This is a genomic window from Kitasatospora griseola, from assembly GCF_044999035.1.
Classification (GTDB): Bacteria; Actinomycetota; Actinomycetes; order Streptomycetales; family Streptomycetaceae; genus Kitasatospora; species Kitasatospora griseola.
The window spans coordinates 2,951,283-2,973,282 of the sequence record NZ_CP173360.1; the positions used below are offsets into that span (position 1 = coordinate 2,951,283).

13 protein-coding genes are annotated in these 22,000 nt (G+C 73.4%); 6 read left to right on the plus strand and 7 right to left on the minus strand.

Annotation, left to right across the window (positions count from 1 at the left end):
• Positions 1 to 69: 69 nt before the first annotated feature.
• Positions 70 to 1,536: a type VII secretion integral membrane protein EccD gene (gene eccD / locus ACI1MP_RS13235; RefSeq protein ID WP_043909717.1), complete on the minus strand. Its 1,467-nt coding sequence runs from the start codon at positions 1,534 to 1,536 to the stop codon at positions 70 to 72.
• A 512-nt stretch (positions 1,537 to 2,048) separates the two neighbouring features.
• On the opposite strand from eccD, the gene eccCa reads away from it, so the two are divergent.
• Positions 2,049 to 6,008 carry a type VII secretion protein EccCa gene (eccCa, locus tag ACI1MP_RS13240; protein WP_189277018.1) on the plus strand — a complete coding sequence of 1,320 codons (3,960 nt, stop codon included), beginning with the start codon at positions 2,049 to 2,051 and terminating at the stop codon, positions 6,006 to 6,008.
• 470 nt (positions 6,009 to 6,478) lie between these two features.
• On the plus strand, positions 6,479 to 7,888 hold the full coding sequence (locus ACI1MP_RS13245) for an APC family permease (RefSeq protein WP_380342847.1): 1,410 nt from the start codon (positions 6,479 to 6,481) through the stop codon (positions 7,886 to 7,888).
• A 98-nt stretch (positions 7,889 to 7,986) separates the two neighbouring features.
• On the opposite strand, the gene mycP is transcribed toward ACI1MP_RS13245, so the two are convergent.
• The 4 genes from mycP to eccB all read right to left on the minus strand — a co-directional run bounded on the left by mycP (position 7,987) and on the right by eccB (position 11,858).
• Positions 7,987 to 9,288, minus strand: a complete 1,302-nt coding sequence (gene mycP, locus ACI1MP_RS13250; RefSeq protein WP_380342850.1) for a type VII secretion-associated serine protease mycosin — start codon at positions 9,286 to 9,288, stop codon at positions 7,987 to 7,989.
• A 130-nt stretch (positions 9,289 to 9,418) separates the two neighbouring features.
• Positions 9,419 to 9,712, minus strand: a complete 294-nt coding sequence (locus ACI1MP_RS13255) for a WXG100 family type VII secretion target (RefSeq protein ID WP_189277024.1) — start codon at positions 9,710 to 9,712, stop codon at positions 9,419 to 9,421.
• A gap of 72 nt (positions 9,713 to 9,784) precedes the next feature.
• Positions 9,785 to 10,087, minus strand: coding sequence for a WXG100 family type VII secretion target (locus tag ACI1MP_RS13260; protein ID WP_189277026.1), 303 nt, complete (start codon positions 10,085 to 10,087; stop codon positions 9,785 to 9,787).
• Positions 10,088 to 10,268: 181 nt separating this feature from the next.
• The gene (eccB, locus tag ACI1MP_RS13265; RefSeq protein WP_380342854.1) at positions 10,269 to 11,858 is read right to left on the minus strand and encodes a type VII secretion protein EccB; all 1,590 of its coding nucleotides are present in this window, start codon (positions 11,856 to 11,858) and stop codon (positions 10,269 to 10,271) included.
• A gap of 255 nt (positions 11,859 to 12,113) precedes the next feature.
• Between eccB and eccE the strand changes: the two genes are divergently transcribed.
• The 3 genes from eccE (at position 12,114) to ACI1MP_RS13280 (ending at position 16,450) form a co-directional block, all read left to right on the plus strand.
• On the plus strand, positions 12,114 to 13,499 hold the full coding sequence (gene eccE / locus ACI1MP_RS13270) for a type VII secretion protein EccE (protein WP_380342857.1): 1,386 nt from the start codon (positions 12,114 to 12,116) through the stop codon (positions 13,497 to 13,499).
• Entirely contained in the window at positions 13,499 to 14,257 is a 759-nt protein-coding gene (locus ACI1MP_RS13275) for a hypothetical protein (RefSeq protein ID WP_043909706.1), read from the plus strand. The genes eccE and ACI1MP_RS13275 overlap by 1 nt, the downstream gene beginning before the upstream one ends.
• 210 nt (positions 14,258 to 14,467) lie before the next feature.
• Complete coding sequence (locus ACI1MP_RS13280) at positions 14,468 to 16,450, plus strand: AAA family ATPase (RefSeq protein ID WP_404868737.1); 1,983 nt, start codon at positions 14,468 to 14,470, stop codon at positions 16,448 to 16,450.
• Positions 16,451 to 16,560: 110 nt separating this feature from the next.
• On the opposite strand, the gene ACI1MP_RS13285 is transcribed toward ACI1MP_RS13280, so the two are convergent.
• Together ACI1MP_RS13285 and ACI1MP_RS13290 are read right to left on the minus strand one after the other, a co-directional pair.
• The gene (locus ACI1MP_RS13285) at positions 16,561 to 17,505 is read right to left on the minus strand and encodes a bifunctional riboflavin kinase/FAD synthetase (protein ID WP_083462140.1); all 945 of its coding nucleotides are present in this window, start codon (positions 17,503 to 17,505) and stop codon (positions 16,561 to 16,563) included.
• 63 nt (positions 17,506 to 17,568) lie between these two features.
• Positions 17,569 to 21,054 (minus strand): serine protease, encoded by a 3,486-nt coding sequence (locus tag ACI1MP_RS13290; RefSeq protein ID WP_404868738.1) that lies wholly within the window; start codon positions 21,052 to 21,054, stop codon positions 17,569 to 17,571.
• A 199-nt stretch (positions 21,055 to 21,253) separates the two neighbouring features.
• Here ACI1MP_RS13290 and ACI1MP_RS13295 point away from each other — a divergent pair, with 199 nt between their 5' ends.
• Complete coding sequence (locus ACI1MP_RS13295; protein WP_404868739.1) at positions 21,254 to 21,763, plus strand: GNAT family N-acetyltransferase; 510 nt, start codon at positions 21,254 to 21,256, stop codon at positions 21,761 to 21,763.
• The last annotated feature ends 237 nt before the right edge of the window (positions 21,764 to 22,000 follow it).

Below are 22,000 nucleotides of genomic sequence, written 5' to 3' on the forward strand. Positions count from 1 at the left end.
GGCCGAGCGGTCCTGGTCGAAAGCACAGGACCTGACAAGACTCGGACGGATCAACGATACCAGCGCGGCTCAGCCGGTCGCGCCGCGCACCACGTTGTAGATGTTGAGCACGGCCAGCGCCAGCGGCACCAGGGCGATCAGCATCAGGCTGTCGACCATGTCCAGGATGCGGCCCCAGAACGGGGACACTCCGGAGCGGGGGACGATCAGCGCGATCGCGATCATGATCGCCGCGCCCGCCGCGATGGACGTGGACAGCCACACCGTGCGCAGGTCGCCGCCGCCGTTCCCGCCGGTGGCCGCGGCCATCGCCAGGTGCAGCGGGGTGTGCAGGGCCAGGCCCAGGATCAGCAGCGCCAGGCCGACCAGGCCGGCGATGGTGAGCGCGAACACCTGCGCGGTGTAGCGGAACAGCCGGGCGCGCAGCATGGTCGAGACGCCGATGGCCAGGGCCAGCAGTTCGGCCCAGGAGCGGTCGCTGAAGCCCAGCACGGTGCAGGCGCCGACGATGGTGGTGGCGGCGCCGCCGACCAGGCCGACCAGCACCTCGTGGCCGCGGCGGGCCTGGGCGGCGATCCGCTCGTACTGGACGGTCTCGGCGCTGCTGTTCTCCTCGCCGTACGCGGTGCCGCGGGTGCGGGCCTGGCCGGGGGCGCTGAAGCCGACGGGCAGGCGGGCGAAGCGGGCGGACAGCGCGGGCAGGAAGCCCACCGCGGCGACCGCGGCGACGCCGGTGACGGCGGCGATGTCGGTGATCGCGGTGCCGGACATCAGCACCGCGGCGAAGGTGGCCAGGGTGCCGGCGGCCGCGACGAACGCGGCGGCGACGAACACCGAGTCCTTCTCCGGCAGCAGGCCGACCAGCAGGACGGAGACCACCAGCACGGTGACGCAGCCGACCAGGAACTGGAGCCGGCCGGGGCCGTCGCCGACGTGCGGGACGTCGATGATGCCGGAGCCCGCCAGCATGGCGTGCGGCAGCGCGCCGAGGCCGAGCGCGACGGCGGCGACGTGGTCGTCGTAGACCCGGGCGCGGACGGCGGCGTAGGCCACCAGCACGACGGCGGTGACGCCGGACAGGATGCCCGGCAGGCCGAACATGTTGTGCCGCAGGTCGGAGAACCACAGCGCGAACGCCAGCAGGGTGAGCAGCACCGTGCCGGCGATCAGGCCGAAGGCCCGCATCAGGTCGGGGCTCCAGAACCTGCGGTCGGCCTCGACCGCGGAGGCGATGGCGTCGGCGACGTCGTCGTAGACGGCCGGCGGCAGCGACTCGGAGAACGGGCGCAGGCTCAGCAGGTCGCCGTCGCGCACCTGCTGGGCCACCAGCGGAAGTCCGCTGTCGAGCACGGTGCCGTCCCGCCGCACCAGATGGAAGCCGGTCGGTGTTCCGTCCACCTGGGTCTGCCCGGAGAGCCGCAGCACTTCCGGGTAGATGTCGGCGAGCGGGACGTCCTCCGGCAGGGCGACGTCGATCCGGCTGTCCGGTGCCACCACGGTGACCCGGCAGAAACCGGTCGTAGCGTTTGTGCTCACCGGCCCTCTCCCCCTCGTTGGCTGTGTCGGCAAGTCTGCTGACCACTCGTCGACCGGCTCCGGAACTGTCACGGTCCGAACGAGAGTTGGCGCGGCGTCACCCTACCCCCTCGGCGCAAGTGCGCACTGCGGCGGGGGCGCGGAGGCCTCCCGGGCGGCGCGCGGGGATGAAGGCGGTGTACAGGTGCGCCGGGGGTTGTGTGTTGACGCCGGGTCAGTACTCTGCGGGTGGCCGACCCCGTGGACGAACGGCTTGGCTCGCGCAGTAGGATCGGCCCCTGCGCACGGCGTACGGGGGCGGCGATCGAAGACGCGACAGCCCCGCGCGCCTGCGGTTCGGCGGAGCGGGGGCGGCGTCATCACACGGGGCGCCCTCACCGTACGTATCCAGATGCGTGAGGGCGGATTGTGAGCGAGCGATGGGGGTGCCCCCGACCCTGTGCCCGGGGAGGGCGCACCGTTGACGACGGGGAGTCGCGCGCTGCGGCTGTCGACGGGGGCGGGGTGATCTCGTGAGTTCGGTGACGGTCAAGCGCCCGCCGCGGGCGTTCCCGCCTCCGGTGTCGGAGGAACCGGTCGAGCTGGTTCCGCCGCCGGAGCTGCCGCGGGGCGGTGGCGAGGACTGGATGATGTCGCTGCTGCCGCTGCTCGGCATGGGCGGCTCGGCGGCGTTCTTCTTCTCTCCGGGCGCACAGGGCCCGATGAAGATGATGGGTGTCCTGATGGTCGCGTCGACCGCCGCGATGGCGGTGGCGCAGATCGTCAAGGCGCGCAAGGGCGGTAGTGCGGCGACCTCGGACGAGCGCCGGGACTACCTGAAGTACCTGCAGCAGAAGCGCCGCGAGGTGCGTCGCACGGCCGAACGTCAGCGCGGGGCGCTGCTGTTCACCCACCCGGAGCCCGACCAGCTGTGGTCGATCGTGGCCGAGGGCCGCCGACTGTGGGAGCGCCGGCCGACCGATCCGGACTTCGCGCAGATCCGGGTGGGCCTGGGCCCGTTGCAGCTGTCGACGCCGCTGGTGGCGCCGCAGACCGCGCCGATGGACGAGTTGGAGCCGCTCGCCGCGGAGGCGATGGGCACCTTCATCAAGACCCACGGCACCCTGCAGGACCTGCCGCTGGCGGTGTCGCTGCGCGCCTTCTACCACATCACCGTGTGCGGCGACCCGGACTCGGTGTACGGCAACGTGCGCGCGATGGTGGCCCAGTTGGCGACCCTGCACTCCCCCGAGGACCTGATGATCGGCGTGGCCGCCGCGCCCGGCGCGGTGGAGGAGTGGGAGTGGGCGAAGTGGCTGCCGCACACCCAGCACCGCAAGGAGAACGACGGCGCCGGTTCGCGGCGCCTGATCGCCAACGGGCTGGGCGAGTTGGAGGAGCTGCTGGCCAACGAGCTGGCCGGCCGCAAGGGCTTCTCCCGTGACAGCACGCCGAGTTCGGACCAGCCGCACCTGGTGGTCATCATGGACGGCGCCTCGGTGCCGGTCGACTCGCTGATCGCCGGTCCGGAGGGCGTCCAGGGCGTCACCGTGATCGAGGTCGTCCCGGGTGACCTGGACGAGCCGAACGGCCACCTGGTGATCACCGTCGGCAAGCACGAGCTGCTGCTGGAGGCCGCCTCCGGCGCCAGCTACCCGGGCAAGCCGGACACCCTGTCGAGCTGGCAGGCCGAGGCGCTGTCGCGTCAGCTGGCGCCGTTCCGGGCGTCCGCGGGCGGCGACGACAGCGACCCGTCGCTGGTCTCGATGGACTTCACCGAGATGATGCACACCGGCGACCCGGGTTCCTTCGACCCGGCCCGGCACTGGCGTCCCAAGCCGATCCGGGAGAAGCTGCGCGTCCCGCTGGGCGTCGGCAGCAACGGCGAGTACGTCTGGCTGGACATCAAGGAAGCCTCGCTGGAGGGCATGGGCCCGCACGGCATGTGCGTCGGCGCGACCGGTTCCGGCAAGTCCGAGGTGCTGCGCACCATCGTGCTGGCGCTGGCGGTCACCCACTCCTCCGAGGTGCTGAACCTGGTCCTCGCGGACTTCAAGGGTGGTGCGACCTTCGCCGGCATGGCGGAGATGCCGCACACCGCGGCCGTGATCACCAACCTCGAGGGCGAAGCCACCCTGATCGACCGCATGCGCGACGCGATCGAGGGCGAGATGAACCGCCGCCAGGAGCTGCTGCGCGCGGCGGGCAACTACGCGAACATCAACGAGTACGAGCGGGCCCGTACCGCGGGCGCTCCGCTCGACCCGCTGCCCTCGCTGCTGATGATCATCGACGAGTTCTCCGAGCTGCTCACCGCCAAGCCGGACTTCATCGACCTGTTCATCCAGATCGGCCGTATCGGCCGTTCGCTCGGTATGCACATGCTGCTCGCCTCGCAGCGACTGGAGGAGGGCAAGCTCCGCGGTCTGGACACCTTCCTGTCCTACCGACTGGGTCTGCGCACCTTCTCGGCCGCCGAGTCGCGGGCCGCGATCGGCGTGCCGGACGCCTACCACCTGCCGCCGATCCCCGGCGTGGGCTACCTCAAGTTCGGCTCCGACGTGATGGAGCGCTTCCGGGCCGCGTACGTGTCCGGCAAGTACCGTCCGCCGGGCCAGCAGCGCGCGGTCGGCGGCCGGGTGGTCACCGCCCAGCCGGTGCTGTTCACCGCCGCCGAGGTCGAGATCATCGAGCCCGAGGTGGAGGAGGTCCTCCCCGACCCGACCGAGGAGGAGGAGAAGGACGACGCGCTGCTGGACACCATGCTCGACGTGTTCGTCCAGCGCATGATCGGCCAGGGCCCGCCGGCCCACCAGGTGTGGCTGCCCCCGCTGGAGGCGCCGCCTTCGGTGGACAGCCTGCTGGAGCCGCTGCTGGTCAGCCCGGAGCGCGGTCTGACCCCGGCCTCGATCCGCCAGGGCAACCTGGTCGTCCCGGTCGGCATCGTCGACAAGCCGCGCGACCAGCGCCGCGACGTGATGTACCTGGACTACTCGGGCGCGGCCGGCCACGGCATGATCGTCGGCGGCCCGCGGTCCGGGAAGTCGACCATGGTGCGCACCATCGTGACGGGCTTCTCGGTCACCCACACGCCGGTGGAGGCGCAGTTCTACCTGCTCGACTTCGGCGGTGGCGGTTTCGGCTCGCTGGCCGACCTGCCGCACGTCGGCGGCGTGGCGGGCCGACTGGACGTCGAGAAGGTCCGCCGCATGGTCAGCGAGGTGCACGGGGTGCTCAACCGCCGTGAGGAGCTCTTCCGCTCCGCCGGCATCGACACCATCGCCACCTACCGCACCCGTCGGGCCAACGGGCAGCTGCCGGACGAGCAGTTCGGCGACGTCTTCCTGTTCATCGACGGCTGGCTGACCTTCAAGCAGGAGTTCGAGGTCCTGGAGCCGGTCATCGCCGACATCGCGCAGCGCGGTCTCGGTTACGGCGTCCACGTGGTGATCACCGCGGCCCGTTACGCCGAGGTCCGCCCGGCGCTGAAGGACCAGCTGCAGAACCGCGTCGAGCTGAAGCTCGGTGACTCGATGGAGTCGGAGATCGCCCGCAAGGTCGCCGCGAACGTGCCGGCGATCCCGGGTCGCGGTCTGACCCACGAGCAGCTGCACTTCCTGTCCGGTCTGCCGCGCATCGACGGCTCCAGCGAGACCCAGGACCTGGTGGACGGCGTCGCCGACATGGTGGCCCAGATCAACTCGGCCTGGACCGGCCCGCGCGCCCCGCAGGTGCGCATGCTGCCGCCGGTGCTCGACGGCAACTCGCTGCCCAAGGGCTTCGAGCACCCCGAGCTGGGCGTCGCGTTCGGCGTCGACGAGGTCGAGCTGGCGCCGGTGTTCATCAACTTCGACAGCGACCCGCTGTTCGTGGTCTTCGGTGAGAGCGAGTCCGGCAAGTCGGCGATGCTGCGCATGCTGATCAAGCAGATCACCGAGCGGTACACCCCGGACCAGGCCGGCATCGTGATCGGTGACTTCCGCCGCTCGCTGCTGGGCGTGGTTCCGCCGGAGTACCTGGTGGAGTACGCGGCCGCCGCGCCCGCCATGTCGGCGATCGTGGAGATGCTGCGCGGCGCCTGCTCGCGTCGTCTGCCCGGTCCGGACGTCACGCCGGAGCAGCTGCGCAACCGCAGCTGGTACAGCGGCAAGGACATGTTCGTGATCGTGGACGACTACGAGCTGGTCGCCACTCAGTCGGGCAACCCGATGGCGCCGCTGGCGGAGTTCCTGCCGTTCGCGCGTGACATCGGCCTGCGTCTGATCATCGCCCGTAACGCGGGTGGCGCCGGCCGCTCGCTGTTCGAGCCGGTGATGCAGCGCATGCGCGAGCTGGGCGGTCAGGGTCTGATCATGTCCGGTGACAAGGGCGAGGGCGCGCTGCTGGGCACGGTCAAGCCGCAGCCGCTGCCGCCGGGCCGTGGTGTGTTCGTCTCCCGCCGGATCCAGGCGGGCCAGACGGTGCAGACCGGTTGGCTGCCGATCCAGCAGTAGCCGGGGCGGACGTCACGCACCGTGACCAATGGGGCCGGGTTCCGAACGGGACCCGGCCCTCTGGCATCCCAGGGGCCGAACGGTGCCATAACGTTATCTTTCGATTTCCGGCCCCCTCCTTCGGTTCCCGTACCCGGACGGCCGGTCGGCCTGGGTTTTCAGGCCTCCGGCCGGGTCGGCACAATGCCTTTGAATCAGAGTTGCGCAGATCACTTCACCTTCGATTCAACTGCAGTTCACCGGAGTTGCCGCGGTGGAAACATGCGCCCCGCCCGCCGGGAGCTGCGTTCCGTAGGAAAACCCGGGTTTCGGCAACGGATTCCGCAGCTGCTGGCGCGTTGACGGAGCCTTTTCACCCAGGCAACCTGGCGCATCGGGAGCGATGGAGAACCAGACCCGCGATTACGTGTTTCGGAGGCGATACCGCTCCCACCCCCAGTCACACCGCCGAACAGCCGATCGGATGCCCCATGACCGACACGCTCCCCCCGCAGGCAGCGGCCCCCGCCCCGGGCGCCGCCACCGGCGCGGACGCCCCGAAGAAGCTCGCCCGATCGCTCGGCGTCGTGGGCGGCACGCTGCTCACGCTCTCCTGCGTGACCCCGGCTTCCTCCCTCTTCGTGCTCGTCCCCGAGCTGTTCCAGGGCCTCGGCACCTACACCATGATGGCCATCGCCATCGGTTCGGTGATCTGCATCGCGGTGGCGTTCTGTTACTCCGAGCTCGGCACCCTGGTGCCCTCCGCGGGTGGCGAGTACGCCATGGTCGGCACCCTGGCGGGCAAGTTCGCGGGCTGGCTGGTCTTCATCCAGTCGCTGATCGTGGTGATGATCGTGCCGTCCATCATCGCGATGGGCACCGCCGAGTACCTGGAACCGATCATCCACGTCGACCCGAAGATCGCCGGCGCCGTGGTGATGATCGCGGCCACCGTCGCCGGTCTGCTCGACCTGCGGGCCAACGCCTGGATCACCGGCATCTTCCTGGTGCTCGAGGTCATCGCCTGCGCCGTGGTGTCCTTCCTCGGCTTCACCCACACCGAGCGCGGCGCGGACACCATGCTGCACGGCACCGTCGCCGATGCGGCGGGCGCCACCTCCGGCGTGGGCTTCGCCGGGATCCTGGCCATGATGGGCACCGCGCTGTTCGTCACCCAGGGCTTCTCCACCGCCATCTACCTCTCCGAGGAGCTGGAGAACCCGCGCAAGAACGTCGCCCGCACCGTGCTGTGGACGCTGGGCCTGTCGGTCGCCATCATCGTCATCCCGGTCGCCGCCATCACCATGGGCGCGCCCGACCTGACCGCGCTGACCGACGGCAACATCTCGCAGCTGGTGATCGGCTGGAGCAACACCGGCGTCGGCACCTTCATCAGCCTGTGCATCGCGCTGGCGATCATCAACGCCGGCATCGTCATGGTCATCCAGAACTCGCGGGTGCTGTTCGCCTCCGGCCGCGACAAGGCCTGGCCGGAGCCGGTGAACAACGCCTTCGGCACCCTCAACAAGTTCAGCGCCCCGTGGGTCTCCACCCTGGCGGTCGGCATCCCCGGCGCGGTGCTCTGCTTCGTGCCGCAGACCCTGCTGATCGACATCACCGGTGTCGCGGTCGCCGCGCTGTACCTGCTGGTCGCCGTCGGCTCGCTGTTCTCCCGCCGCGGCGAGCACAAGCACGCCCCCGCCTGGCGCCAGCCGCTGTGGCCGGCGCTGCCGATCCTGGTGATCGCGGCCCTCGGCTTCACGCTCTTCAAGCTCGCCGGCCCGGGCCTCTACTGGACCCTGGGCATCACCGCCGCCGCCGGCCTGTACTGGGCGTTCTACCTGCGGCCCCGCCAGGCGACCCGCTGGGTGATCACCCTTCCCGAGGACGAGCGGGTCTGACCCCCCTGCAGGCCGCTCCCTCTCGGCCCCGCCGGTTCCCCCCGACCGGCGGGGCCGACCCGTTTCCGGAGTCGGCCCCTCGGACGGGTTCCGAGCGGTCAGCTGCGGCGGCGACGGCCCAGGTCGCGGGCGACGATCGCACCGCCGGCCAGGCAGGCCACCAGCAGCACACCGGCGCCCAGCACGTAGGTGCCGGTCCGCCGGTCCCGGTCGGCCTGGGTCTCCTCCAGACCGGCGGGCTGCGCGATCAGCTGGTTGGAGTCCAGCTTGGTCGGCGGGTCCGGGTGCGGGGACGCCTCGGGCGTGCCCGAGAACGAGACCGCCTTGACCGGGTCGACCACGCCCCAGCCGATCCACTTGTTGCGGCCGTGCTCGGTCCGCTGGGCGGTCTGCTCGATCACGGTGCGGATCTGCTGGGCGGTCCAGCCCTGGTGCTCGCTCTTGAGCACCGCGGCCAGGCCGGAGACGTACGGCGCGGAGAAGCTGGTGCCGTTGTCGGTGCACTGGCCCGCGCCGGGCACGGTGGAGAGCATGTCGACGCCCGGCGCGACCACGTCGACGAAGTCGCCGTACTGCGAGAAGGTGGCCCGCTCGTTGTTCCGGTCGGACGCGCCGACGGCCAGCACGGTCTCGTACTTGGCCGGGTAGGTGGGGCCCTCGGCGCCGTCGTTGCCGGAGGACGCGACCACCACGATCCCCTTCGACTCGGCCTTGTCCAGCACCCGCTTCAGGTCGGGCTCCTCCTGGAACGGCGAGTCGAGGGGCTTGTTCGGGTCGATCTCGACCCGGACGTCCTGCGAGATGTTGATGACGCCGGCGCCCGCTTCGATCGCCTTGTCGATGGCCTTGATCAGCGTGTTGACGCTGCCGTGACCCTCGGCGTCGTTCTGCCTGATGGAGAGGATCTTCGCGTCCTTGGCCAGGCCGACGAAGCCGACCTTGTCCCGCTGCGCGGCCGCGATGATGCCCGCCACCTTGGTGCCGTGCCCGACCGGGTCGGTCGTGCTGGTGCCGGCCGGTCGCTGCGTGCCGCCCGACGCCATCGACTCGCCGAGCAGGTCCGGGCCGTCGATCACCTTGCCGGTCAACTGCGGGTTGGCGGTGTCGACGCCGGTGTCGATGACGGCGACCGTGACGTCCTTGCCGGAGTGCGTGGCCAGGCCGTTCTTGTCGACGCCCCACAGCTCGTTCAGGACGACCCGCTGCAGCGCCCACGGCACCGCCTCGACGTCCTTGTTGGCGCAGTCGCCGGAGGCCGCGATGGTCACCGGCGGTCGGTACGTGGATCCCCCGGAGGCCGAGGGCGAAGGCTCGGCGTAGGCGGGGCCCCCGGCGGCAGTGCCGACCACCCCGAGCACCAGCAGCACCGCGCCGGCCCGGCGCAACGATCCTGACGACACCTGAAGTCCACCCCTCATTGCTTCCACCCGTGTTGGGCGCGTGCCCCGTGCCACGCGCGAAGGGCGGGCGCCCCGTGGGACGCCCGCCCTTGAAAGAGAGCGCTTACGCGCAGAGTCCCGAGAGGGATACTCAGGCCCAGAGCTGCGCGTTCTGGTTCTCGGTCTGCTGGTAGCTCTGCGCCGCGTTGTCCAGCGCGGAGGCGATCTGCGAGAGCACCTGCTGCAGGTCGGCAGCCTTGGCGTCCCACTGCGCCTGGCGGGCCTGGTAGCCCTCCTGGGCCGAGCCCTGCCACGAAGAAGCGATGCGCTGCACGCCCGCCTTCAGGTCATCCAGCTGGCCCTGGACGCGCGCCGCAGTCTGGCGCACCTCCGAGCCCGCGTTCTGGATGGTCTGGAAATTGACGAGAATTCCGCCGTCGGACATTGATGTCTCCTTGTCGATGGATGCACGGCGCGCCCCCGCGAGGGCGCGGAATGACGATTACCGGGCCCGGCGTCAGCCGGAGATGCCACCGACGGCAGCGCGCTGCTCTTCCTCGGTCATCGAGTAGAGCTTGGTGGTCGCCTCGATCGCCTGACGGATCTCGTCGAGGATCTTGTTCAGCGCCGAAGCGTCCTCGGTGACTCGCGACTGCATCTGCTGGTACGCGGTCGCCGCCGCGCCCTTCCAGCCGGAAGCGATCTCGGAAACCAGGTTGTTCAGGCGGTTGATCTCGCCCTGGACCTGCTGGTTGACCTCGCTGATGCGGTTAGCGAACGCGGTCATTTCTTCCGCGGTCGTCGTGAACTGACCTGCCATGATCCACCGTCCCCCATGAGACAGACTTCGTCCGGGCACCCCTGTGGCGAGCACCCGCACGGGCACCACATGGCGTGGTGCTCTGTAGCACTGTAACGGCCAAGCGCGCCCGACCCAACACCGGGTAGCGGGTAGTTACCAGACCATGACACTGAACTCCCGTACCGGCATTGACGATCCGTCAGGCGTTCTGGGCCTGAAGTGCAGTGTTGGTGTTGAGCACCGGACCGGCCGGCACCAGCTGCGACCACTTGTCGGGCACGAACTGTGGGTTGACGGACTTGTAACCCAGCCGCGCCTGGGCCTCGTTGGTGCTCTTCTTGTCGCCGCCCTGCGGGTTCGGGCTGGCCCCCGCCGTGGCGTTGCCGCCGTCGTTGTTGGCGGGCAGCGAGTAGCGCAGGCCGGAGTCGGTGATCAGGAAGCCGCTGCCGGTGCCGCCGTCGGCGGGCTTGCTCTGGCCGTCCAGCGAGCGGTACAGCAGGCCGTGACCGGGCGTCACGTGCGCACTGGCCGAGTCCGAGGTGATGTCCGCCGGGTAGGTCGTGCCGGCCCACACCGTGCGCTTGATCTGGTCGTTCTCGTAACCGTTGAAGGTCGAGCAGATCACCGTGCGGGGGTCCTTCTCGCCGACGTTGACCGCCGGGGAGTTGTGCGTGGGCCAGTCCTTGGGCTGCCCCGGAAGCTCCGCGACGATCTTGCTGTCGAGCTTGCTCAGGTCGCCCGCGCCGAGCGGTCCGTAGGCCGGCGGCTTGCCGTCGTACGCCGTCGCCTGCGTGTTGGGGTCGTTGAACATCAGGTTCGCCTGGAAGTCGGTGATCTTGTACAGCTGCTTCGTCCCGACCGCGTAGTACTGGTCCTGGAACTTCATCAGCCGCCCGACCTTCTTCTCCGAGGCCTGCGACAGCTCCAGCGAGGAGGCGCCCGACGAGTTGCCGGGGATGTTCTGGATCCGGGGGAACACGATCGGGTCGCCGAACGCCATGGTGTCGAACCACTCCTTGGTGACCCGCTGCGGCGTCGCGTTCGGGCCGAACAGAGCGGTCACCAGGTCGCTCTTCTCCTTGGGGCCGGTCTCCTCGACGCCGATCGCGTGGATCACCCCGTGGTTGTCCACCAGGTACTTCGACCCCGGCGTGTCCGGCCCCGACTGGTTCGTCACGTCGGGCACCTGGATGAACAGGGACTGGCCGTCCTGGAGCATCCGGTCGCCCTGGAGCGTCTTGGCGTCCGCCCCGGCCGCGACGAACACCGACTGGCCGACCGAGGAAGGCTTGTTGTCCTTGCCCTGCTTGTCGCAGACCGACCACAGCTTGGCGTTGCCCGCGTCGTCGCCCTTGGGCAGCTTGTCCGGCGCGTACGGGATGCCGATGGCGGGGCCGCGCCGCGGGTACTTGTCCAGCACGTCGTCGGCGACCGTCTGCACGGTGGCGCCCTCGGACAGCACCAGGCGGGCCGAGGACATGTTCAGCACCTGGTGCAGGGTCGGCTGGTTGGTCTTCGGGTCGGGCAGGATCACGTAGCGGGTGGTCGAGGACTTGCCCTGCAGGATGAACTTGCCGCTGTCCCAGTTCGGCGGCGCGCTGGGCTTGATGACACCCCACATGCCGAAGCCGGCCACCACCACGGCGCCGATCACGAAGCTCGGCAGCACCGCGCGGATCGGACGCGGCGCGTCCTCGTCGTTGCCGCCGCCCCCCGGCTGCAGGAAGGCCCCGACCATCCGCTTGCGGGCGAAGGTGTAGGCGTTCAGCTCGTCCCGGCGTGATGCCATGCTCGTCCCCGTCTCCCCTGTGTGACCCGACCTGCGGGTGTCAACGCGCTTGTGCTGTGCGTGAGTCTGCCACCCGACGGGCGTCCGGAACGGTCAACCCTCTACGATGCGGCAGCAGACGGTGAGTACGGTAACGGGTAGGCTCCGACGGTCCGCCATCCGGGCCGTCGACCCGGCCCGCGGCCGGTGGCCCTGATGGCCGCAGCCGCACGGGGATCTGACGGCACATCTGAAGCAGAGAGGGCAATTCGGGGGATGCCAAGCCAGTCCGCTCCAGCACGACGACGCTCCACCTCGCAGGGTCGGAGGCCGGACGCCCAGGGCGGGCGGCGGGCCCGTACCGCCCCGGTCGCGGCGCCCACCGGGCCGGTCGGCCTGCGGCTGCTGCCCAGGCCCGGGCTGCTCGCCCGCCGCCTGGAGCTCAAGCAAATCGTCCAACTCGAGGTCGCCGTCGCCCTGGTGGCGGTCGGCTGGTCGATCGACAAGCTGGTGGCCGCGATCCTCGCGGTGCCCGCGGTGGTCCTCGTGGTGGTGGCCCTGCTGCGCCTCGGCGGCCGCACCACGGGCGAGGCGATGGGGGTGCGCTCCGCGTACAACTCCCGCCGCCGGGAGGCCAAGTACAACGTTCCGCCGCCCGGCACCGACCCGGCGCTGGCGCCGGTGATGGAGCTGGAGCCGGCGCTGAGCACCTGCACCCACGCGATCGAGACCGACCTCGGCGACGGGCGGCCGCTGCGTCGCGAGACCGGCATGGTCGGCGACGGCACGTTCTTCACCTCGGTGCTGCTGGTGCAGTCCAAGGACCAGCCGCTGCGCCCGGGCCGCGCCAACTCCTCGCTGCCGCTGGACCTGATCTGCTCGGTCCTGCAGGTCGACGACATCCCGCTGGAGTCGGTGCAGCTGATCCAGCACACCCAGCCGGCGCCCGCGCCGCACCTGCCGGAGCACTCGCTGGCCGCGCGCGCCTACCAGCAGGCACCCGGAGGAGTGAACACTCCTGCGCTGCGGTTGACGTGGGTCGCCGTCAAGCTCGACCCGGAGCGCGCCTCCACCGCCGTGCTGGCCCGCGGCGGCGGCGAGGAGGGCGCCCGCAAGGCCCTCCAGCGGGTCACCGACCAGCTGGCCGGCCGGCTGAACAGCGCCGGCTTCACCGCGACCGTGCTCGACGAGCGGGAGCTGATCGCGGCGCTGGCCATCTCGGTGTGCGCCAACCCGGTGGCGGTGGCGGGCCGTCAGGGCTCCGGCGGCGGCGGGGTCGGCGTGCGCCGGGCCCAGGAGTCCGCGAAGTTCTGCCGGATCGACGACCGCTGGCACGCCACCTACTGGATCTCCAAGTGGCCGGAGCTGACCCGGCCGGGCGCCGGCGGCGGCCGGGTCGCCGCGCCGGAGCTGGTCAACCAGCTCACCAGCACCCCGGCGGCGTTCGCCTCCACCTTCTCGGTCACCGCGACCCGCGCGATGGGCGGCTCGGTGGCGCTCAGCGGGCACGTCCGGCTGACCGCGCGCAGCGAGAGCGAGATCGCCCAGGTGGGCCGCCTGGTGGAGTCCCGCGCCCAGCACAGCGGCACGGCGCTGACCCGCCTCGACCAGGAGCACGGCCCGGGCCTGCTCGCCACGCTGCCCCTGGGAGGGACGTCCTGATGGCCTACCAGACCTACTCCGGCCAGGCCCCGCAGCCTGCCGAACTGCCCCGGGTGCGGGTCCGTCCCGGCTTCGGCCTGCGCGGTCCGCGCCGGGAGAAGCACGTGCTGACCGTCGACGACCTGGCGGCGCTGGCCTTCCCGGTCGGCGACGACGGCGTGGTGATCGGCCTGGACCAGCAGCAACAGCCCGCCGTGATAGGCCTGTTCCGGCCGACGCAGTACGAGGTGGTGCTGGTCGGCGGCATGTGGACGGCGCAGCTGATCGCGCTGCGCGCCGCCGCCACCGGCGCCCGGATCGCGGTGGAGACCGGCCGTCCGCAGGCCTGGGCGCCGATGGCGCAGGCCGCGGGCGGCGGGCAGCCGTGCGTGACGATCCACCAGGTGGGCCGCCTGGGCGCGCAGGGCGCGTCGGTGGCGTCACCCGTCCTGGTGGTCCGCGACCTGGGTGCCCGGCCGTCGCGCAGCCGGCTGTCGGCGGCGCCGTGGCAGACCACGCTGACGGTGCTTCCCTACCTGGGTCCGAACGCCAGTCGGGTGCTGAACGCCGCCGACCTGGTCGGCCTGCAGCGGGTGTCGCCGCAGGAGTCGGAGCTGGTGGGCCGGCTGCTGTCGCTGTCGCCCGGCGACGTGAACACGCTGCCGACGATGCCCGACCACATCACCCTGTGGGCGACCCGGATGCGCCGTCAGTACGTGATGACCAACCCGGGCGAGGCCGAGACCCAGGTGCTGGGCGGCCCGCGCCGCATGGACTGACGCGGTGCGGCCGGGCGGGCCGCGTCGCGCGGGCCGGCCGGCCGGTGCGTCCCGTGGGGCCGGTGTTCCCCGAGGGACGGACCGGTCGGCCGACCCGCTCCGATCCGCCGTCAGGTCGTGCTCCGCCTTCAGCGGATGCGCCTGCACGGCCTAGTCTTGTTGCCCGAAGGCAACCGCCGACGCGTCGTCGGCGAGAACGAGGGAGCCCCAGTGAGCAGCGATCGGGACGGCGTCTACGTCGGCGACAACGCGGCCGAGGACGACGATGACTGGTCCGATGCCCCGGACTACACTGCTCCGTCCTGGTACACCCAGAGCGCCGCTCCCGGCCCGGCCCAGCAGCCGCCCGTCCAGCAGCAGCCCCCGGTGCAGCAACCCCCGGTCCAGCAGCCGCCGGTGCAGCAACCCCCGGTGCAGCAGCAACAGCAGCCGGTGCAGCCGGAGGTCCAGCAGCCGGCGCCCGCGCCGGAACCGCACCAGCCTCAGCCCCAGCCCGTGCAGGCGCAGGTTCCGCCGACCACCGCACCGGTGACGGGCGCGCCGGACGCGGCCCCGCAGCCTCCGGTCGCGCCGGGCCCCGAGCAGCAGCCCGGGCCGGCCACCCACGGGCAGGGCGTGCCCGTCGCGCCGCCGGTGGAGCTCGCGGCCGCGCCGCAGCCGGTGCAGGAGGTCCCGCAGCAGCAGCCCCCGATGCAGCAGCAGCCGCCGCCGGTGTACCCGCAGCAGGGCCAGCACCCGCCGATGCAGCAGCCGCCGATGCAGCAGCAGCCGTGGCCCAACCAGCCGCAGCCGCCGGTGTATCCGCAGCAGGGCCAGCAGCCGCCCGTGCAGCAGCAGCCGTACCCGCCGCAGCAGGGCCAGCAGCAGTGGGGCGGGCAGCCGCCGGTGGATCCGCGGGCGGGCGGCTGGCCGCAGGCCGGGCCGGGCCCGGCGTACCAGCAGCACTCGGGCCCGCAGAACGCGCCGCAGGCCCCGGCCCAGTTCCAGCAGCCCGGTCCGCAGGCGGCGGCGCACGGCGCTGCGCTGGGGTACACGGCCGCGGTCGAGCTCTCCTCCGACCGGCTGCTGCGGGGGCAGCCGAAGGTGCAGAAGCAGTCGCGGTTCCAGTTCGGCGGCAAGTCGGCGCAGGCCGGCAAGCAGCAGAAGCTGGAGCTGATCCGGCACCCGGTGATGACCTGCTACCGGATCGCGGTGATCAGCCTCAAGGGCGGCGTCGGCAAGACCACGACCACCACCTCGCTGGGCGCGACGCTGGCCAGCGAGCGGCAGGACAAGGTCATCGCGATCGACGCGAACCCGGACGCGGGCACCCTGGGCCGCCGCATCAAGCGGCAGACCGGGGCGACCATCCGCGACCTGGTGACGGCGATCCCGCACGTGCGCAGCTACATGGACGTCCGTCAGTTCACCTCGCAGGACCCGAACTCGGGCCTGGAGATCGTCGCCAACGACGTGGACCCGGCGGTCTCCACCACCTTCGACGACTCGGACTACCGCCAGGTCATCCAGGTGCTCGGGCAGCACTACCCGATCATCCTGACCGACTCCGGCACCGGTCTGCTCTACTCGGCGATGCGCGGCGTGCTGGACCTGGCGGACCAGCTGATCGTGGTGGCGACGCCCAGCGTGGACGGTGCGTCCAGCGCCTCCACCACGCTGGACTGGCTGTCCGCGCACGGCTACGCGGACCTGGTGCAGCGGTCGATCACGGTGGTCTCCGGAGTGCGCGAGACCAGCAAGATGATCAAGATCGAGGACATCGTGGCGCACTTCCAGACCCGCTGCCGCGGCGTCGTGGTGGTGCCGTTCGACGAGAGCCTGGCGGCCGGTGCCGAGGTCAACCTGGCGATGATGCGGCCGAAGGTCCGGGACGCCTACTTCGAGCTGGCGGCGCTGGTCGGCGAGGACATCGCCCGGGCCCAGCAGCAGGGCGGCTGGCAGGCGCAGCAGCAGGGCGGCTGGCAGGCCCAGCAGCAGGGCGTCCCGCCGCAGCAGCAGCCGTACCCGCCGCAGTACCCGCAGCAGGGCGGCTACCCGGCGGCCGGGCAGCCGTGGCAGCAGCCGCCGCAGCAGTATCCGCCGCAGCAGCCCGGCGGCTACCCGCCGCAGGGTCCGCCGCAGCCCGGCTACGGCTACCCGCCGCCGCACGAGGCCCCGCCGCCCGGCTACGGCTACCCGCCGCAGCACGGCTGAGCGCAGGCACGGCCGGGCGCAGGGACGACCGGGCGCACGCGCTGCTGAGCGCACATCAGGAAGCCCCCCGCGAGAGGTTCTTCGCGGGGGGCTTCCCGGTGCCGGGCGGGTCAGGGGCGCTCGGTGAGGTCCCGGGCGCGCTTGACGTCCTCGGCCATCCGCTCCAGCAGGGCGTCGATGCTGTCGAACTTCTCCATGCCGCGCAGCCAGGCGAGGAAGTCGACGGCGACGTGCTTGCCGTACAGGTCGAGGCCGACCCGGTCGATGGCGTACGCCTCGACGGTGCGGTGGGTGCCGTCGAAGGTCGGGTTGGTGCCGACCGAGATCGCGGCGGGCATGGTCTCGCCGTCGGCGGTCAGCCAGCCCGCGTACACGCCGTCGGTGGGGATCGCCGAGTACGGCACGGTGTCCACGTTGGCCGTGGGGTAGCCGAGTTCGCGGCCGCGCTGGGCTCCCCGGACGACCACGCCCTCGACCCGGTGCGGGCGGCCCAGGACCTCGGCGACGCCCGCCATGTCGCCGGCCGCGACCAGGCGGCGGCACAGGCTGGAGGAGAACGGCTCGCCGTCGCCGGCGGCGCCGCGCACCTGCAGGTCGAGCACCTCGACCGCGAAGTCGTCGGCCCGGCCGAGCTCGGCGAGCAGCTCGACGTTGCCCGCCGCGCGGTGCCCGAAGCGGAAGTTGGGGCCCTCCACCACGGCCTTCGCGTGCAGCGCGTCGACCAGCACCGACTGCACGAAGTACTCCGGCGACTCCTTCGAGAACTCGGCGGTGAACGGCAGCACCAGCACGGCGTCCACGCCGAGCTGCTCGACCAGTTCGGCCCGCCGCGGCTGCGGGGCGAGCAGCGGCGGGTGGCTGCCCGGGCGGACCACCTCGCTGGGGTGCGGGTCGAAGGTGACGACGACCGACCTCGCCCCCAGCTCCCCGGCCAGCTCGACCACCCGATTGATGATCAACTGGTGTCCGCGGTGGACCCCGTCGAACGATCCGATGGTGACGACGCTGCGCCCCCAGTCCCCGGGGATCTCCTCCAGGCCGTGCCAGCGCTGCACCTGACCGCTCCTTGTTCCTACGGTGTGCACACCCGGTGCACTCGAAAGACCGAAACCGAACCCCTATAGCGTGCCATGCGACCGCCCCTGTCCAGGTACCGGAAGGCCTCCGGTGTGACCGGTCAGACGGCCGCCGGGCCGGTCCACCTGCCGTTCGGCCTCCGCGGCGGCGTACTGCGGGTCGCGGCCGGCCGCCGTGAGCGTCCGCATTCTGGTCAGCCGGGGCCCGGCAGGCGGTGGCGCGGCGTCGGCGGGCCAGTCCGCCAGCAGCCGGGCGAACCCCGCCCAGCGGCCCGCGCAGCGCACCAGGACGGCGTCCGCCCCGGGCCAGCCGCCGGCGATCCGGCGCAGCAACTCGCGCACCCGGGACGGCGGGTGACCGGCGTGCCGGGCCGCCAGCGCCTCCACCACGGCGCCCAGTACCACCGGATCCCGCTCGGCCGCCAACAGGGCGTCCAGCAGCCCTCCACGGCCCGCGCCGGGGGCGGCCAGCACCGGCGCGAAGCGGGCCCGGGCCGCGGCCCCGGCGGCGAGCACCGCGGGCAGCAGCGGACGGCCGTCCCGCCCGGCGTCCAGCAGCCGGTCCAGGTGGTCGGCGATCTGCCCGGCCCGCTCGGGCCGCTCGCGCAGCAGCTCGGCCGCCAGCAGCACCCCGGAGCGCACCACCGCCGGGTCCGCCGCCCGGTCGAACGCCCGCAGCCCGTCGCCGGCCCGCGCCCCGGGCAGCCGCGACCGCTCGCGGACCGCCGCCAGCACCTCGGCCGGGTACTCCTCGACCAGGTCGCCCAGCACCTCCTCGGTGAGGAACGGGTCGCCCGCGCGGTAGCCGGCCAGCGCCGCCGGCAGGTGTTCGGCCCGGGTCTGCGGGTCGCGCACCAGCAGCGCCAGCGCCGCGCCGTGCAGCGCCGGTTCGTCGTCCCTGGCGAGCAGGGTGCCGGCGGCCAGCCGCAGCAGCTGCGCGCCCGAGCCGCCCGCGTGCGGGGCGGTGCGCAGCGCGTGCACGGCGGCCGCGACGTGCCGTTCGGGGCGCGGGTCGTGGCTCCACCGGTCGACGGCCCGGCACAGCGCGGACGGCTCCCGCTCGGCGAGCCGCCCGAGCAGCGCGTCGGCCCGCGGGTGCGCGGCCGCGACCAGAGCCTCCGTCAACTCGTCCAGGGCCAGTGCCCGGTGTTCGAACAGCAGGGCGTCGGCGAGGTCGGCGGCGGCCGGCCCGGCGTGCTCGTACCAGCCGCACAGCAGTGGCAGCACGGTGTGCGGGTCGGCGGCCAGCAGCTCCGCGACGGCCTCCCGCACCGCTTCCGCCCGGCCGCCCGGGCCACCCGGACCGCTCGGGCCGCCGCTCGGACCGCCGCTCGGGCCGCCGTCCGGGCCGCTCGGGCCGCTCGGGTCGCCGGCGAGCCGCCCGAGCAGCGCGACCCGGTCGGCGGCGGGCAGCGGCAGGGCGACCCAGAACGCCGGGCCGAAGCGCTCGTCCCGCCCGGCCCGGGCCGCCAGCGACTCCAGCAGCTCCCGGTGCGCGCCGGGCTCGGGGCTGCCGGCGATCCCGGCCGCCAGCAGCCGGCCCGCCCACCAGTCGGGGTCGCCGCCCGGCTCGGCCCGCTCCAGCGCCAGCCGGATCCGGTGCAGCCAGCCGTCCAGCGCCCACGCGCCGCGCGCCGCCCCCACCCGGCGCAGCGCCCCCGCCACCACGCCCACCCGGGCCCGGCCGACCGCGCCCTGACGGCCCTTCACCCCGACCGCCGCGGGCGCGAGGACGTTCCGGGCCGTCGGGTCGCCGGGGGCGTCGGCCGTCGCGTCCTCCTCCGCCAGCAGCAGGCGCAGCGCCGCGTCCAGGTCCAGGTGCAGGCTCTGCAGCCACTCCCCCCACTCCTCGTGGGCGGCCCGGTGCCCGGCGCCCGCCGGGACCAGCAGGTGTTCCTCGCGGACGGCCCGCGCCCAGCCGCCCGCGGCCGGGAACAGCCGGTCGAACTCCGCGGCGGGCAGCGCCCCGTCGCCGGCGCCGAGCATCAGCCGGGCGGCCTCGTGCAGCCGGCCGGCCACCACGACGGCCAGCCGGCGGAGCTGCCTGGCGTCCTCGCCGGGCGGGACGGGGCCGCCGCGCCGGTGGCGGCGCTGGCCGCCGGCGACGGGGGCGATCCGGCGGGCGACGGTCAGGCAGGCCAGGTCCAGCCAGCCGTCGAAGAGCTCGCCGCGGTCGGCGACCGGCCCGTGCACGCCCGCGCCGCGCAGGTCGCCGGCCAGCCGCAGCGCCAGCGGGTGGCCGCGGTCGGCGGGGCCGAGGAAGGGCTCGGGCAGCCCGTAGCGCCGCCCGGCCCGAGCCGCCGCGTCGTCGGTGAGCGGGCCCAGCCAGAGCGCCCGGGCGGCGGACCGCCAGGGGCCGAGCTGCTGCCAGCCGTCGGGGCGGCAGGCGACCAGGGCGCGGGCGCGGTGGGCGCCCAGCCACTCCAGGGCGCCGGTCAGCCAGCGCGCGGAGAGCGCCAGCGGGGCCTCCTCGGGCCCGTCCAGCACCACCAGCAGCGGGCGGCCGCCGTCCGCGCACCGTTCGGCCAGCTCCGCCGGGCCCACCTCGGGGACGCCCAACTGCCGTGCCGCCGCGACGAGTCGGCGGTGCAGGGTGTCGCCGAGGGCGCGGTCGCCCAGGGCCAGGTCGGCGCCGCGCAGCCAGAGCGTGGGCAGCGGTTCGGCGGCGCCGGCCCGGCGGACGGCCAGCGCGGCCAGTTCGGTGGTGCGCCCGCTGCCGGCCTCGCCGAGCAGCACCGTCAGGGTGTCCTGCGGCTCCTCGCCGCTGAGGCCGTCGGGCCGGTCGACCCGGTCGGCGGCAAGCTCGGTGATCCGGCCGGGGCCGGCGGTGGCGGCGTCCAGCTGGGCGGCCGTCAGGCGCAGCCCGCCGGCCAGGTTGAGGGCGCGGCCGAACGCGGGCACGCCGGCGGCGTTGCGGGCCAGCAGCAGCCCGAGCGGGCCGTCCCCCGCCGGGACGTCGACGGACAGCGGAACGGCCGCCACCCCGGACCCGCCGGCGGTGCGCACCCGGGGTGCGACGACGGCCAGCACGGCCCCGGTGTCCGGGTCGAGGACGGGCGCGCCGGCCACCGGCGCCGCGGGGAGGTCGAGCAGCAGCACGCCCGGGACCGTCCGGGTCTGCGCGCCGTCCCCGCAGCGGCCGTTCTCCCGGCCGAGCAGGCCGCCGCGGGCCAGCGCGGGCGTGCCGTCCTCACGGCGCTGGTGCGGCACCACGACGGGGCCGCCGACCTCGCCGCGCCCGATCGGCAGCGCGCGGCCCGGCACGCCGCCGACCGCCGTGGTCCGCAGCAGCGCCAGACCGCGTTCCGGCAGCAGGTCGACGCTCTCCGGCCCGAGCACCCTGGACTGGCCGCCCGGGGTGTGCAGTACCAGCCTGGGCAGGCCCGCCACCGCCTCGTGCGCGGTCACCACCGTGCCCTGCCGGTCGGCGACGAACCCGAGCCCGCACAGCCGGCCCTGCACGTCCCGGATGCGCAGCAGCCCGTGCGCCGGGTCTCCCGCGAAGCCGGCGCTCGCGCCCTCGCCCATCCCGCCGGTCCTCCCTCCGCTCTGCGGCCGCTGTTCCGGCCGCCGGTCAGCCTGCCCCCCACCAGCCCCACAGCACCCCGCGCGCCCCGCTCACCACACCCGTTCACCTCGCGCGCCCCCGGCGACACGCCGCGCACCGCCCCGGCCGCCCCCGGAAAACCGGTGGGCCGGGCGGGCGGCGGTCTGCCAGCATCCGGGCATGGACGTCCGCCTCGACCCCTGGTCCGACTCCCGCTTCGCCCTGCTGGAGCGCATCAACACGCCGCTGATGCGCCGTCATGTCGGCGGCCCGGAGACCCCGGAACAGCTGCTGCACCGCCACCGCCGCTACCTCGAACTCCCGGCGCTGGGCGGCGTCATGTACGCGGTGCTGGCCGACGGCGCCCCCGCCGGTTCGATCGCCTACCACCGGCGCGACTGGCAGGGCGAGGAGATCTACGAGACCGGCTGGAACGTCCTGCCCGAGTTCCAGGGCCACGGCCTGGCGCTCGCCGCCGGCCGCCTGATGCTCGCCGCCCTGCGCGAGGTGGCGGCCGCGGACCGCACCGCCCCCGGCGCCCTGCACGCCTTCCCGGCCACCGACAACGCCCCCTCCAACGCCCTGTGCGCCCGCCTCGGCTTCACCGACGCGGGCCCGTGCGAGTTCGAGTACCCCCGGGGTTCGGGGCGGTTCCTGCACAGCAACGACTGGCGCCTCGCCCTGCGCTGAGACGCCGAACGGCCCCGGCGGAGAAGCTCTCCACCGGGGCCGTTCACCGACTGCCGGAACTCGGCGCGGGCCGGCCTTCCGCCGCCGCGCCGCCACCGGCAGCCCACCGCCGAGCGCCACCGCGCCCACCCCCGACCGGGCGACCGCGAACGCGTCGTCACCCCCACCGGTCGACGCCGGCGAACCCCCGGCGCCCGCGCCGCCCGCCTGCACCATCACCGGCTGCACCGCAGCCGA

Excerpts from the sequence above, each read along its gene's own strand:
- ACI1MP_RS13290 (WP_404868738.1), bottom strand. The coding sequence starts at position 21,054 with ATGGGCGAGGGCGCGAGCGCCGGCTTCGCGGGAGACCCGGCGCACGGG.
- ACI1MP_RS13255 (WP_189277024.1), bottom strand. The coding sequence starts at position 9,712 with ATGTCCGACGGCGGAATTCTCGTCAATTTCCAGACCATCCAGAACGCG.
- ACI1MP_RS13245 (WP_380342847.1), top strand. The coding sequence starts at position 6,479 with ATGACCGACACGCTCCCCCCGCAGGCAGCGGCCCCCGCCCCGGGCGCC.
- ACI1MP_RS13275 (WP_043909706.1), top strand. The coding sequence starts at position 13,499 with ATGGCCTACCAGACCTACTCCGGCCAGGCCCCGCAGCCTGCCGAACTG.
- ACI1MP_RS13260 (WP_189277026.1), bottom strand. The coding sequence starts at position 10,087 with ATGGCAGGTCAGTTCACGACGACCGCGGAAGAAATGACCGCGTTCGCT.
- ACI1MP_RS13295 (WP_404868739.1), top strand. The coding sequence starts at position 21,254 with ATGGACGTCCGCCTCGACCCCTGGTCCGACTCCCGCTTCGCCCTGCTG.
- eccE (WP_380342857.1), top strand. The coding sequence starts at position 12,114 with ATGCCAAGCCAGTCCGCTCCAGCACGACGACGCTCCACCTCGCAGGGT.
- eccB (WP_380342854.1), bottom strand. The coding sequence starts at position 11,858 with ATGGCATCACGCCGGGACGAGCTGAACGCCTACACCTTCGCCCGCAAG.